Annotated in this window: 5 protein-coding genes; 1 reads left to right on the top strand and 4 read right to left on the bottom strand. The window is 34.3% G+C overall.

Features of this window, described 5'->3' with window-relative positions:
• Positions 1-26: 26 nt before the first annotated feature.
• From N4A68_20130 to N4A68_20115, 4 genes are all read right to left on the bottom strand, one after another.
• The gene (locus tag N4A68_20130) at positions 27-1,925 is read right to left on the bottom strand and encodes a hypothetical protein (GenBank protein ID MCT4566609.1); all 1,899 of its coding nucleotides are present in this window, start codon (positions 1,923-1,925) and stop codon (positions 27-29) included.
• Between the two features lie 184 nt (positions 1,926-2,109).
• A complete protein-coding gene (locus N4A68_20125) occupies positions 2,110-4,149 on the bottom strand; it encodes a methyl-accepting chemotaxis protein (protein ID MCT4566608.1) in 2,040 nt (679 codons plus the stop codon).
• Between the two features lie 313 nt (positions 4,150-4,462).
• Entirely contained in the window at positions 4,463-10,768 is a 6,306-nt protein-coding gene (locus tag N4A68_20120) for an S-layer homology domain-containing protein (GenBank protein ID MCT4566607.1), read from the bottom strand.
• Between the two features lie 44 nt (positions 10,769-10,812).
• The gene (locus tag N4A68_20115) at positions 10,813-14,961 is read right to left on the bottom strand and encodes a hypothetical protein (GenBank protein MCT4566606.1); all 4,149 of its coding nucleotides are present in this window, start codon (positions 14,959-14,961) and stop codon (positions 10,813-10,815) included.
• 388 nt (positions 14,962-15,349) lie between these two features.
• On the opposite strand from N4A68_20115, the gene N4A68_20110 reads away from it, so the two are divergent.
• A complete protein-coding gene (locus N4A68_20110; protein ID MCT4566605.1) occupies positions 15,350-16,213 on the top strand; it encodes an ARMT1-like domain-containing protein in 864 nt (287 codons plus the stop codon).
• Positions 16,214-16,305 lie beyond the last annotated feature (92 nt).

The raw sequence follows: 16,305 nt of genomic DNA, 5'->3' as shown, positions 1-16,305 counted from the left end.
TGTAAATAAAGGGAGAATCACTCCCTTTACTTAAATTTTAAAACCTCATATTCACTTACATCTCTCATATTATCCATAGTAAATTCTACATCGGAATAGTTTCCTTCCCCTGTGTGAACCTTTCCTGTAACCTTTATATAAGACATGTCTGTACTGAAAGCTGCATAAATATCAAGATAAGAATTTTTAAGATCTTTAACTGTTTCCACTTCACCTTGAGAATCCATACTTTCAAAATAAGTAACCTTAATATCCTTCATCTCACCAAAAATAGCAAAGCTTACTTTCTGATTGTCTGGATTATCACTAAAACTACATGTTTCCCTAGTAAGAGAGTCAATATTTGATGTACTATGCATAGGTACTACAACTGCCATATACTTAGAATAATCTATTTCTTCTCCAGCTATAGTCTCTGTATTAAAGCCTGATACTCCATAACTTCCAGCATCAGAGTTTGCTGCTTCCATAGCACTAGCTATTTGAGCTACTATATCACTATCCAATGATCCTCCTAAATAGCAAGAAAATTGATTTGAGTTATCATATGCACTATAAATTATTGATCCATCTTGATCGTTTGCAACTATAGTATAATTGCTATAGGGATAGTCTGTAACATGCTTGATGTATTCTCCGTTTGCAACAAAATACACATTAAGAGTTGCCATATCTACATAGAAGGTTGAATAAGCATTTCTCACATACTCTTCATGTTCGTTAGTAGTAAAATACAGCCTGCTTCCATTATTACCTAAGCTTGTAGTTCTTGCAATAGCGCCTTTTACTTTACCGGATTTAAATGTGAAAACTCCGTTTCCATCGTCCTTATGAATAGTAGTGGTATTAGGATTAAACACCTCCACTTCATTCCCTGTATTTTTATACTTTATGTAAACATTACCATTTCTCGCTTCGCATTCTACGCCCTTAGTATAATCATTCTTTTCTTGAGTGTTTTTGTTATCATTTCCTTGAGTGGTACTTTCATTAGTTTTCTGTATGCTCTTCTGATTGTTATTTGTATCAACTTCACAGCTACCTTCACCATTCTTCTTTTCACCAATCAAAATTTCTTTCTCAAATTTCATTGTCTCAGGATTATATACATATTTTGTTTTTTCTATTACAAAAGTCTTTTCTGTAGCATAATCCTCTTTTGTAGCTGTATATACAAAGTTTCTTATATCCCCATCTATTTCACCTTTGATGGAATATCCTGTTGGCATAGCTACTACGTCCTCTGTAACTATAGATGCATCTGTATCTCTTATTTCATCCCCATCATATATGAAATAGCTTGTTACATATAAAAACATACCTGAGCCTCCGGCCTTTTGTGCAATAGTTATGAAGCCCTCATTATAGGCTAAATCATTTTGATACTTTGAAAGCTCTATTTCTGATGGTATTACTTTGTATTGTCCATTATCCACTGTGATAAAGATAGCGTACTCCAGTTTCCCATCAAAATATGTAGTGGTAAAACCAACCTCATCATTTCCATCCTTTGTAATGTCAAAATAAAAGGCTGTCCACTTATCAAAATCTTCTCTAGTATATTTATCAGGATATGTAGTATTTATAAACTCATATAATTTATCATTATTTCTCACATCTAGAGGTGCTAAGGCCTCTGCATTTGGTTGCTGTACATTATCATTATCTTTTGTCTGGGTTGTTGTCTGGGTTGTTGTCTGGGTTGTTGCCTGTGTTGTTGTCTCTGCCTTTTCTTTTTCCTTAGCCTTTTCTTCTGCCTGTATTTCTGCCTTTAATTCCTCTTTAAGCTTTGCCTCTGCTTCCATCTCTGCCTTGATTTCTGCTCTCAATTCCTCCTTGGTTTTTTGAGAAGCTGTTTCCTTTGAACATCCAAAGGCCGTCAAACCAAGGATCAAAACCAATAATAAACTAAGTATTTTTTTCATAAGAACCCCCTATTTCACTCTTATCTCTTAATATTTTTGCTACGAATCTACCTTTTTTACTTATAACATAAGGAGATTATACCATAATAATCTTTTTAAATAATAAAATCTAACCATTTGGTTAGATTTTAAAGACTAAAAATTATCCCCTTCATTGGTTCTTGCTTCAAATGTACTTTATCTTTTAATATTTGAATCTCAATATATTCTCCCGCATTTCTTCAGCTAATTTTGTTAAAGCTTCACTGGAATCAGCAATCTCTATCATAGCTGCAGTCTGTTCTTCTACAGATGACGCAACCTCCTGTGTTGCTGCTGCATTTTCTTCAGAAATAGCTGCTAAACTCTCTATTGTATCTATCATTTTCTCCTTTTGTTCTTCCATGTGTTTTCCTGAATAATTTAAATTTTCCATAACCTTATTCATTCGTTCTATTGCATTGGAAATATTTTCAAATTTGTTTTTTGTGTCTTTAACCCCTTCTGTTTGTAATGTCACAATCTCACCAACCTCTTCCATTGCTACAACAGCTTTTTCTGTTTTTTGACCCAGATTTTGAATGACAGTCTCTATTTCATCTGTAAAGTTTGTAGACTGTTCTGCAAGTTTTCTGATTTCATCGGCTACTACTGCAAAGCCTCTCCCTGCTTCTCCGGCTCTAGCTGCTTCAATAGCTGCATTTAAAGCTAATAAATTGGTCTGATCTGCAATATTTTTAATCATGTGACTAGCATTTTCTATTTTCTCTGCACTTTTATTTGTATCACTGATTACTTCTCGTACTTTTCCAGTAACTTTGAGGGTTTCATTGGTTTTCCCTACTAAATCATTCAGCGTGTCTATTCCTTTATTTTTATATTCATCTACTTCTTTAGTTGCAATATTCAATTTTTCCATCATTTGCTGATTCTCTTCAATAATATTTCCTAGCATAGCTATGCTCCTAGCTCCATTTTCTGTTTGCTTCGCTTGATCATCAGCCCCTTTTGCAATCTCTTCTGTTGTTGTTGCCACTTCATTTGCTGCAATAGATACTTGATGACTAGTTGATTCTAATTGTTCTGAAGATGCAGCTACTTGCTCAGAAGCATCTCCTATATTCCTAATAATTGCTTTAATAGATTTTTTCATGCTATCTAGATCATTAGATATTTCTCCAAATTCATTAGTCTTTTCTAATAACTCACTAGGTATTTCTTTTGTAAAGTCTCCTAATGACAAAATTCCTAAACTTTCTTTCAGCTTATTAATAACTTTAATCGTATCCTTTGATAAGCTACCTAACAACAATGCAAGGATAATAAAAGTAATAATTCCAGATATGGTAATCGTTCTAATATTATTATTGATTGCAGCACGAACACCTTCCATGCATAATCCAATATTTAAAGAACCGATATGTTCTTCATCGGAAAAAATAGGAATGGTTACATTATAAACATTTCTATTTTCTGCGGTATAAAAATATTCGAAGGCATATGATTCTTTATTTTCTATGGCTTTTACAACATTTCGATCTTCAATTTCCATCCCAATTCTATCCTTATTATTATGTGCAATAACCCTTTTGTTCGTATCAATAACAGTAACATAAACAGCACTTTTCTGTGTTGCTAATTCTTCCATTAATTTTTGATAGCTAAATTTTTTTGTTAATTTTTGAACTTCATCAGCTTTTATCCCAATCTGAACCAAATAACCATCTGTAGTTTTTAACGCACCATATTTAACCAAACTACCAAACTCTGCATCCTCTCTTATGTCCTCCATCAATTCTTGTTCACTACTCAATTTAAAATCATATAATGGATGTCCTTTCGGTGGAACCCAGCCTAAATATCCATCAATGGTTGAATAAATAATTTCTCCTTCAGGGGTATACCAATATAATTCATTTACATCTAAATCCTTTAGTATATTTTTCAAATAATCGCTACTTAAACGATCTCTATTTGCAATGACAACCTTACCTGCTGATCTTATTTTATCTTCTAGCATTTTATCAATGGTTTTTAAAGACATGGTATTATCTTCTATCTGCCTTACCACATTATTAGCAAGAGCTAATCCATCTTGTCTCATCTGATTTAATAAACTATGCCTAATAGACCACGAAGATATAAATCCTATACTTACAATACCTAAAAATATTACAATGAGCGGAACCGTAAGAAGTCTTTTCTTTATTGATGTCTTTCTTATTGCTTTTACTTTCTTTTTCATTGGTTTTCCCTCCTTGAAAATATTCTATAATCTCTAATAATAAATGTTACCATAAAGTGAATTTTATAACATTTATTAACTGTATATATTCTACATAATTTTACATTTTCCTTTGTTTTTTTGCATAATTCTCCACAAATTCAAAGGGAATCTGTCAAGAATGGAACCCACGGACAATTCCTTTCTTGACAAATTCCCAAGTTTTATAGATCAACTGATTAATAGTATTGGTTATATGAATTTATGGTTAACGGTTAAAGTGCAGTTTTAATTACGCACTCTTTATTTATCTATACCAATAGTCCCCTATCTCCTATTTCGATTTGTTCACAATCCTTTCTATATAATTAGAAAGGATTTTTGCCACTTCTTCCCTAGTAATAGCCTGATTTGGTCTAAAGGTACCATCGGGATATCCCGATAAAATATCTGATTTAACTAATCTATCTATATATGGCTTCGCCCAAGAAGGCATTTCTTTATTATCTGTAAAAGTAACGCTCTTGGAGCTTTCATCCTTAAGAAGTCTTCCTATAACAGTTGCAACTTCTGCTCTAGTAGCCTTTTCATCTCCCGCAAATAAAAGCCCTTGCTCTTCAGTATCTCTTCCTTTAATCCAACCATTATTATATGCTGCCCTAGCATAATCCTTACCCCAGTCTGCTATTGAATTCCAATCTACAAATGGCGGATTATCCTTCTTCTTTATTTTCATATCCTTCATTACTCGAGTTACCATAGCTGCCAGCTCTAATCTGCTGATAGATCGTTTTGGCTCAAAATATTTAATACCATCCTTTTCTAATCCATTTACAATCCTTAAAGATGTCAATTTTTTAACAGCATCCTCTGACCATCTATTTTTTATATCTACCATAGATGAAACAGATTCATTGTTAATCACTGCATACTTGCTAAAATGCTGGACCTCTACAGTGATTTCATCTCCTGATATATTACCTCCTATATACTCCCAGCTATCATACTCTTCATTATAGAAGTATATAGCTAGGCCATCATTTGCCTTACTCCTATCAACTTTAAAGCTTAGCTTAACTGGCTTTTTTAGATTGTGATTTGATTTTGCTAATTGTATTTCATATATATCTGTTACAAATTGATCCTTTGACAGATTGTCCATATATTCTTTTGGGTTTTGCAGCTTTGCAATTAAAAGCATATTATCTTCTTCCGATAGGGTTCCTTTATCCAAGGTTACAACAAGATCATCGGCCTTCAAACTAACTACCTCACTCGCTTTTATCCCCTCAGTAATTACAGGAATTAAATTATTCTCTCTTGCTATTACATCATTTAATATATCCTCTAGCTGCTTTAGCTTATTTTTACTTTTCTTACTGTGGCTGCTGCCACTACTATTTCCTCCAGTATTGTTATTATCCTCTGATCCAGTCTGGTTATTGTCTTCTCCTCCTGACTGGTTAGGTAAAATAGCCCCATCTTTAGTTATGTCTAATACTAAAGCATCCTCAAGGGCATAATCACTAGTAATAAGATATTTAGCTTGTATTACTATTTGCCCTTCATTATCTGCCTTTAATACTCCTTCATTTGTTAGCTCACCAAATTCATTTCCTTCTAATAATGACCAATCAACCAAACTGTCATTAATAATTACTTCTTTTCCACTACTATCCCTCGTCATAAGCTGAAATTCATAGGAGCTTCCCTGCTTTATAGCCTTTAGACTAGGATTAATACGGACACTTTCAATTTTTCCAATTGACTCATTTTGCACCTCTGTTTCATAGACAGACTTATTATTGGCATCATCTGTAGACTCTATCCTAACAGACTTTATCAGCTTGTTATCCATTGATAAAGTATGATTGAAATTGCCCGCATCCCCTATAACAGCTGTTTGTCCATTTATTCTTAAATCCCCATCTGGTTCTGTAAACCCACTAACAATCACTTGATTGTTTTGCTCTTTTATTTCACCTATCTTTAATATAGGTGCTTTTGAATCTACCTTGAAAATCATTTCCTCTGTGGTTCTGTCTAAACCTTCATTCTCACATATGAATTTAACTTCATTCTCTCCATCCTTTAATGGTACATCCATAACAGTATTATTTTCCTTTAATGTACTATGCTTAACCCCATTTACCATTACAATTGTAGCAACCTCTTGGTCTACCTTTAAATGAATTTTAGCAATAGAATCCTTAATAACCTTTATATCTCCGCCTCTATCATCTTCCCCATCGGTAGCAGCATTTAGCAGCTTGACTTCTACCTGTGGAGGATTAGGCTCATTTAGAAACACTTCATTAGTATAAACCACAGGACTATAGTGAACCTTACCATTTTCTTCGCTAACTGTAGTTATAGCTGCTTTATAGCTTTCACCCCTTGGCAGATCAATCTCAACTTTTTCAGTTATGGGATTACCATCGGTGTCTAGTTTTGGTTTACCTTCATCGGTCATAACAGGCATAACAGCTTCATAGCTTCCCCCTATAACTATTTCCTTTTTATTTCCCTGCTCAACAAAGGCTCTTCCTATTTTATCTACTTTTTTACCTAAGTCATCTAGTAGTTCTACATAATATCCCTGTACATTTCTATCCGATACTTCTTTATAGTCTACTACTAAGGTTCCATTTCCTCCATGTGATAATTTCCCATTAGTAACCGTTCTAGGAGCATCATTATCCACTAAATATATAGCATCCTCTATATACATGCTTTGATACCCAAATTCACCCTCTTTTATAACCACTTTTACATAATAATCATCTGCTGTTATTCCAGAAGGTATATCAAATGTATAGGTGCCATTGTCACTTCCTTCTATATCTGATGCTATCAATATACCTGCCTCATCTTTATCCTTAGCTATAAATATATCCATGAAGCTTCCTTCACTATTAGCAGCCGCCCATTGAACCCTTACATCTTCACCACTCTTACTAGCTTGTACACTTGTAAGAGATGGAGGGGTCTCTAGGTTATAAAACACTGATTGTACAGCTTCACTGACCTTAAGCTTCCATGTTCCATCCACAGGCTTTTCAACAAATATATAAACCTTTCCACCAATGCCATTTGGATTAGCTTGTACTAGGTAAGCCTTGTCTGCTCCTTGTTGTAGTACTTCCTTTTTACCAGTAGGGTCAAACAGCTCAAAGGTCGGTACTTCGCCTTTATATCCTATTTCAAATACTGCCATATCTTGATTGTAAGCATTAAAATAATGCTGTGTATCGTCAGCCAAAGCATAAACATTAGGCTCTATAAAATCGTTATCTAAGGATGCATACATGACAGATTCATGGGAGCCTCCTAATTTTTTCATATTAGTTCCCACATATAGTGTCATATCATCTTGACCTGCTCCCATGTCTATAATTTCTTTATATACATAGTTTTCTGGTTCTCCATCGTTACCATCTAGCATGGTCCACTTAGCATGTACATCAAAATCATGATTCTTCCATTTATATGAAAATCCTACCTTAGGATCCACCAATCCCAAATCAATGCATATTGCCGCCCATAGCTTCTTTGAACTTACCCCTAGGTCTACATTAGCTAATTCCCTGCCACCAATAATAGGCCAATCACTAGGTACATTAACTTCTCCATTGGCACTTCCTTCAAAGTGCTTTCCCGATATATAAAGGGATAAATCTGCTACTACTACCTGCTTAAGGTCTATCTCTGCACCGGCACTAATATACATTGGCTCTGCCCATCTAAGCTCGAACCAAGCTTCTTTCAATACCTCCGCATTTATTGGAACCAATTCTAGGGAACCATTAAATTTCACTCCATATTTTGTAAACTCTGATCTAAGCATACCCTCAAAGATATCATTTTTTATTAGGTTAAAACCTGCCGCTGCCATTATAGTAAGTGGGGGCCCTGTTTTACCATCCTCTGTTAAAACAGTATAAAGATTGTTTATACCACCGCCTAGACTAGTTATAGTTATATATGGTCCAAGCTTTATATCAGGAGTTGCCAGCATCAGCTCTAAATCATCTAATACAGGTTTATTTTTAGGTGTAAAAGCAATACTGATATGTCCAGAAAGCTCAATAATCTTAATATTTGCATCAAAATCTAATCCATATACCTTATCTATACTATTAATGGTAACCGATGCTACGCTTCCATTACTCAAAATACCAGAGAAAGCGTCGCTAGGCAGACTAACATTACCGGCTGCATTTATGCCTTTAAAAACAGTTTTTTTAGAACTATTTTTTTCAAATAAAGCTTCTTCCACCTCTATAGAATTATCAAATTTCCGTTCCTTGAGATCATCGCCACTCCTAGATAGAAAACTAAGTGCCATAATTCCTCCAAAGGAAACGCCTTCTTCCTTTAATACAGCATCATTAATTTGTACATGGAATCCGAAGATTCTATTAATCACCGTGCCTCCACCTAAAAATTGAATCAATACATCTTCTTGGGCATCTGATATCTTATCTCTCATGTAAAGATATTCTATATTCTCATCTACCAGTTCTTTCTTGTTTGCATCATTTTGATTGAAATACTGCTCAATATCCTCTGAGCTTAGGGCATTCAATGAATAATCTTCGCCATTCTCAAGGTCTATATCAAAGCCCCATTTCCAAAAATCAAAATTCCCAACTAATCCTAGCACACCGTATCCCGTAATCTTTACATTCTTTTGATCTTTTTCTATGATGCAGAGATCATCCCCTACATACCTAATGCCCTCATTGATATTGATATCTTCTTTACCATCGGAAGCTATATAAAACTTTCTTTCTCCCCCATTTTTATATTCTGATACTTTACCTCTAACAGTGACTAAAAGCTGTTTAAATTCTGTTTCGTTACCTTTTTCGTATAAATTCTTTGCACTTTCATTTTGTTTTTTTATATTGTCTTTAAAAACCTTTAATTCATCTTCACTTTCAAACAATTCAACATTATAAATAAAATCCTTTGCTCCACTAACCCCAGATACTGGCACGGTTTTCACAATGCTTAATATTCCGTATTCTTCAAGTCTATATTTAATGTCATTCGATACCTTTAGCTCGTAGGGTAGAATAATATCCTTTCCATTCAATTCCCTTGAATATAAAGCAATACTATATACCCCTACAGGTATAGGTTCTTCTTCTTTTGAAAGACTAACATTGATAGAATCTTCACTAACCTTTATGCAATCATTACTGATGGAATAATTTTTTGAAGAATATTTGCCTACTAGAACCATATACCATTCGTCTTTATTAGCTAAGGCACTAAGTCCTTCTCCCTGTATGGTAAAATTTCTAGAACCCTCCATATAAATAGTTCTTGGTGCTACACTTTTGAAATGTACCTTTGGCATTTCCCATTTTAATCCCGGTGCTATAATGGCTTTTTTTATATATTTAGGGGTTTCCATTCCGTATGCCTGAACCTCTAGTCTATAATTGAATACCTGCATATGATCTTTGGCTTTTGGCTTCAACCTAAATCTAATTTCTTTTTTCTCATATCCTTCTAACTTTTGTATAATTTTTTCACTTTTTTCACCATCAACTAAGCTTAATCCACTATCCTCGGGTATAACTAAATTTAGAACTACATCGGTATATTCCTTCATAGTATTATTGTCTAGGGTGCAGGTTATATCAAAAACCTCTTCCTCATAGCCAGTTTTACTGCTATTTACTGTAAGCTTATTCGGTGCAGAAATTGAAAATGGGAATTCCAAGCCTTCATGCTTTTCTAAAAATTCTCCAAGTCCATAATAGGTTTCAAATACCTTGGTTTCTCCTGCTGCAACGGTGACATTCTCCCAATAAAAAGCAACTGCACTGTCTCCTCCACCGTATTTATTATTGTTGCTAGTAAAGTCTAAACCTTCATTTACTTTATAATCCCATTTAGTATTAGACAAGCCTTCATAGTGTCCAATAATCATTTTATCAGGTTTAGTATTCCCCCAGCCGCTAATAAAGCCAAAGGCCTCTACGATACTTTTATCATCCTCACTTCTCCAGATGGTAGGTATCTTATCCCCAGTAAGCTCTTTTTCCTTAGAATACTGGGTAAAGTCACATATGATATCCGTCCCATCATCATTTCCAATCTTTGTGTCCAAGAGTATTCTTGACCCTACGTTCTTGGAATTTTGTCCTTTATTAGTTACTTCATAGGATATCTTAACTCTTCCAGCTTTTAAATCATCTGGATTATTATTGATAGTCAATATTTGCTTTATTTCCAGTTCATTTATATTCCATATGGATTCACTTATTGTCCCTTTAACATCTGTTGTAAAGGCTTTACCAGCTAGACCTAGAAATCCATAGGAATTACCATAGATATAGTCCTTTCCATCTATTTTAAAGGTTGTAAAGGATGTATCGGGATACTCATCTTCAAAGAGTAGATCTTTATTGGCATCCTTTTTACCTTTATAAGGATCTCCATTATTAGTTCTTATAGTAAACCTACCATTTTCCTTATTAACATGGAATTTTATAAAATTATTAGCAGCTTCATATATTTTTCCATCATCCTCTAATGCATAGGCGATAGGCGTACTTATCTGAAGCATCAAAGTAGCGAAAGCCATAATATATGTGACAATTTTCAAAAGCTTTTTTTTCATAATAGGTCCCCCAGTTTTTCTTTTCTCCTTTTAAAGTTCTAGGATTATAATACATATACATAAATGAGCTTGGTATTTCTCTCTTGATCCTGTAGGTAAATTGTTACCCAACCCTTGTATTTAAAGGTATATTCATCTTTAAAGTATTTTTCAAAATCCTCTTTAAATTCATCATAATACAGCTCATGAAGCTCATTGTACTGATCTTTATCAACTGACACTAAGGGAATCCTATTACCATCTATCCTATTTCCCTTTGTTTTCATTTGATTCTGAGGCAGTTTACCATAATACCACTTTATGGTGTAAGCGCCTTGATGATTGTAGACATCTAGATTAATACTATCCTTATTAGTAACCACTGTATTATCTTCATTTAAAGCCATGCCATTAACAAAGGTCCTTACAGCTCCTTGATCTATGACTATAGCTTTTCTTACTACCTCTTTACTATTGCCTGCTTCATCGGTTAAAGTATAGGTAATATCATATTCTCCTGCTGTTGAGATATCAAAGCTACCCTTGTCTATGGACACCCCAATATCTGCCTTTTGACTCATATTGTCAGTTACCACATAATCTTTAAAGTCACTATCTGATATAACCTCATCCTTAGTAAAAATTAAGGATTCTCTATCATTAAATACTATGTTAGGTGGCTCTTTATCTATATTGCTTACACTGGCCTTTACATAGGCTGTATTGCCAGCTTCATCGGATATATGGAAGCTAAAGCTTCCGTTATCCTTGAACTCAACTGTATTATTTTTTCTATTATTTAATATATTTATGGTGTCACTATCAGCGGACTTGATTGTAGCTACAATTGGGTCCTTAGTAAGCTCCTCAGCAGAATAAGTTATCACACCCTTTGGTGGAGTTCTATCGATATTGTCTATATCCACTGTCTTTTCTACTAAATTGCCTGCTAAATCCTGTACTTTAAAGGTAAAGCTTTCATTTTTCTCAAATCTTCTTTTAAGATTACCTGCATTATTTAAAACCATAATTTCTTCCCCATTTTCTTCAAAGATTTCTACGGTTACAGGATGATTAGTCAGGTCTTCATTGCTAATATTCACCCCTATAGTAGGTGGTGTCTTATCTATATAATCGATGTTGGCATCAAAGGAGGCTGTGTTTCCTATGGTATCTTCAACATCAAAGGTGTAGGTTCCATTGTTGTCTATGGTATATATGTAGTTGTCACCATCCATGGAGGGTGTGATATCTGAGTTTGTAATGGTTACTGCTTCCTTAGGCTTTAGGGTAAGTATAAGGGATTCATTGGTTAAAGCTGTTGTTGAGTAGCTTATATGGGGCAGTAAAGCTTCTCTATCTATGTTGTAAACCTGGGCTCTAACGGTATGAATTTTGTTTTTGCTGTCTGATATCTCGAAATCAAAGCTACCGTTTTCGACAAATGTATAAAGACTGCTTCCTCCGTTATTTTTTATTTGAGCATTACCCTTCCATTTAATCTCGGCTATCACAGAATCCTTTGTGGGTGTATCCAAGCTATGGTCGTATTCTATCCAAGCTTCAATATCTCCCTCTTCATAGGTAACTGTTTTAGTATCACTTACTACTTCACTTTCATTCCCTGCTTCATCCTTGTATTTTAAATAGATAGTAATATCCTGCTCAATGGAATTGCTCGGAAGGGGATATTTAAAACCATCCTTTACAGGTAGCCATTGTCCATTCCACGTAGTTCCATCTTTGGAAAATTGATAATACATACTGTCCCTTTGTGAGTAATTATCTGTTGGAGTTAAAGCCATAGCCACTGTTTTATCCACACTATTGACAGCTCCTATAGCTACAGTGCCAGTAGGTGCAGTATTATCAAGGATAAATATACTTGAAAGCTTAAAGGTTTCATGATCACCATTATCCTTGACATAGGCTAGAAACTGATATTCTCCGTCGGGTGGATTTTTTCCTTGGCCTTCGGATATTTTTAATGTATGGGTTGCGTTATCATCGATGTCTGGTAATTCGTTACTATAGGCATAGCCGTTTATATCAGGTGTTCCTCCGTCCTTTATCTCAAACCAATAATCAGGCTTAATATAATCCGCAATAGCATCCACACTATCATTTATATCATCTGCAGTTAAATCCGGCCTTTTTACCCACAAACCCTTAAGCTCTGGAGTAGCATTTGGTATATTATCCGTGGCTTTAACCTGTATAGATATACTTTTCTCAGGATGGGCTTGTATGTCCGGTATAAAGTTAATTCCCGCTTCTTCGTTGTCGTATAAAAATTTCTTCCATAAGTACTGGGGCAGACCATCCTTATCTATACTTTTTACATGGAGATAATGGGTTCCACTATCTTTTTTGACATCCTTCATAGTCCATATATTCCACGACGATGTACTTTCATATTGAGTGGCTAATCCATCTATAGCCACCCAATTTTCATCTGTTTCATCGGGCTGAACTTCACTATCCGTCCATTGTATAAAGGTTGCTTTGCCTTCGGTACTAATTTTTATATCGTATTTTTCCATGTATGATTCTGGACTAGGCGTTGATTGGATTTTTATTGGGAAATAGCTTAATTGAATATTCATAAAAACATATGAATTTTCTATCTCACTTGAATTATCAAATTCATCCTTTATATTAATCAATAATGCATATCTACCATCTTCTAAGCCATTAGAACTTTCCAAATCCATAAAATTTCCTTTCAATAATTTATCCAAAGATACATTAACTGTTGATTCAGTATATCCTGTAAGATGAGACCAATCATTTAAATCTTTAGGAGGTTTTGAGTTTGTCAAAGAACCATCTGCATTTTTATACTTTAACAGCACATATTGAAGTGTACTCATATCTATAGCATTATCGTCTGTAAAACTCATAGTAATAATAGTATCCTTAGTCTTAACGAGATCATCAATTTCACCAAAAGAAACAACAGGCCCCTCTCTATCTATATCAAATTCAAAGCCATTAGAAAGCATGGGAGTTTCATTACCTGCTTTGTCCCATATCAATACTTCTATATAACAGGTCCCTGAGGTTACATTACCATCATCTGATGATATTTCTATTTCTGTATTATTTTTATCTAGCTTTAAAACCTGTCCTGTAGTTTTAGTAAGTGGTTGATCTATTTGATCAGGACATTTCCATCTATATCTAAAACCTTCATCTTCACCTAAAAACTCTGGTAAACCACTATAACCCCCATCGGATATTGATATACGAACTTTGTGGGTGGGTTTTGCTTCATCACTTCCATTTGGCTCTATTGTTATTTTAGGTGGAATAGTATCTAATATCTTGATTTTTGTGCCATCGGCTACTAATATATTTCCATCCTTATCCTCTGCCAATGCTCGTGGATATGATAGCCTTGTGTCGTCGGCTGTATTGTCTGCTTTATTTCTTTTATAACTCCATCCTTCTTTACCTATATGTATTATAGAATTATCTTGTTCAGATAAATAGAATATACTATCCTTTCCTCCATATACTGCTATAGTTCTATAGCTACTAGAACTGTGGCTACGAAAACCAATATAAAAATCTCCATTTTTACTTGCTTCCAGCCTTATAGGTTTATGATCCTCTTGATGTATAGGATTCTTAATATCCGACCAAGTATTTGTTGATTGGTCTAATACCCTCACATATCCATCATTAACATAATTTGAATCTAAAATATAAAGCTTATTATCATTACTTAGCCCTATATCTGTAGGGCTGTTAAAACCATGTTCAATTTTTTCAATAAAGTTTCCATCTAAATCAAGCTTTTGTATCCTATCATTTCCCGTATCCGATACATATAGATACTCTGTTCCATCTTCTTCATGTATACATATGTCTGTAGGATTATTGAATTTACCATCAGCATCACTTGATGTATCCCCGTCACCAAAGATGGTCTCGGATTTGTCCCTAGAGATTTTCTTTATACAGTGCTTGCTGTCATAGATAATATAGATATTACCATCGCTATCTATATCGATCCTATTGATATTCCAGTCCCCTTCTATGTATTTTATAAAATCAGTCTCCACGGGATCAGGCGTATCTCCCTCATCTACATTTTCCTCAATCACGGCAATTTCATCACTATTTGCATATGCTACATTGAATAACATGCATACAACTAAAATTATAGCTATAAACCATCTCTTTGCTGTTATGCTATACCTTCTCATAGTCTCCTCCTTCTACTATGTTCTCCTTTAGAGCTTCAAAATTTTTTGTAAAGCTACACCCATATCTCTATAAATACATATTATTTCAATCGTCGACAGTATATCATGATATTCTACAAAAAAGATGAAATCTAACCAAATGGTTAGATTTCATAAAAAATTATGATAATCTGAGAGTTTTTTAGGTTTACAATCCTATAAGCTTCTAAATAAATGCTTCTACCCAGCTAACTTCTATAAATTTTAATTTAGCCAAAACTATTTTCCAAATTATATCAAAACTATGTTATCATCATTATATTGACGATATAGATATTTTATTTATACATACTGGTTTTACTATAAAACATTATATCAACTATGTGATTATTTTGATTGGAGGATAAAAATGAAAATAGCTTTTGAATGCGTACCTTGTTTGATTAGACAATCCATTGAAGCTGCAAGGATGGTTACAGATGATATAGCAATGCAGCAGGATATTATTAAAAAATCACTGAAGGAAGTCAGCCAGCTTAACTTTTCTGAAACTGCTCCCTATTTTGCAAGAATAGTTCATAGATATATTAAAGAAGTTTCTGGTAATGATGACCCCTACAAAAGTTTGAAGGTCAAGTATAATGAAGTAGCGGCTCAGATTTGCCATGACTTTAACCTGCATGATTTAATCAAAAACAGTAGGTCTCCAGTGGATACTGCATGCAGACTTTCCATAGCAGGTAATATTATAGACTTTGGTGTATCTGCATTAATCGAAGAGGAAGAAGTTAGGGCATCTATCGAAGAATGTGTGAAAACAGAGATTGAACATAATATGACCCCTGAGCTTGTGGAAGCAGTTCATAGGGCAAGTAAGATATTATTTATAGCAGATAATTCTGGAGAAATAGTATTTGATAAACTCTTGATAAATGAGCTTCCTAAAGAAAAGATTACCTATGTGGTGAAAGGAGAACCAATTGTAAATGATGCTACAATGGAGGATGCAGTTGAAGTGGGAATGATAGATCTAGTGAGGGTTATAGATAACGGCTCCGATGCCCAAGGAACGATTTTAGACCTCTGCTCAGGGGAATTTAAAAAAGAATTTGATGAAGCTGACCTTATCATTGCAAAGGGCCAAGCTAATTATGAAACCTTAAGCGAATTAACATCTAAGGAAATTTTCTTCTTATTAAAAGCTAAATGTCCATCAATAGCCGAGGATTTACAATGCTTACAGGGTGACCTTGTTATCAAGAGAATCATTTAGAGTCATAGCTGAAGTAGGCGTTAAAATGGTGTAAATCCACTGATTTACACCATTTTAGACATTATACTAAATTATAGCAAACTTTAATTTAT

It is taken from the genome of Maledivibacter sp., from assembly GCA_025210375.1.
Taxonomy (GTDB): domain Bacteria; phylum Bacillota; class Clostridia; order Peptostreptococcales; family Caminicellaceae; genus JAOASB01.
The sequence above is the reverse complement of the archived record's forward strand: the minus strand, read 5'-3'. Positions and strand labels throughout refer to the sequence as shown.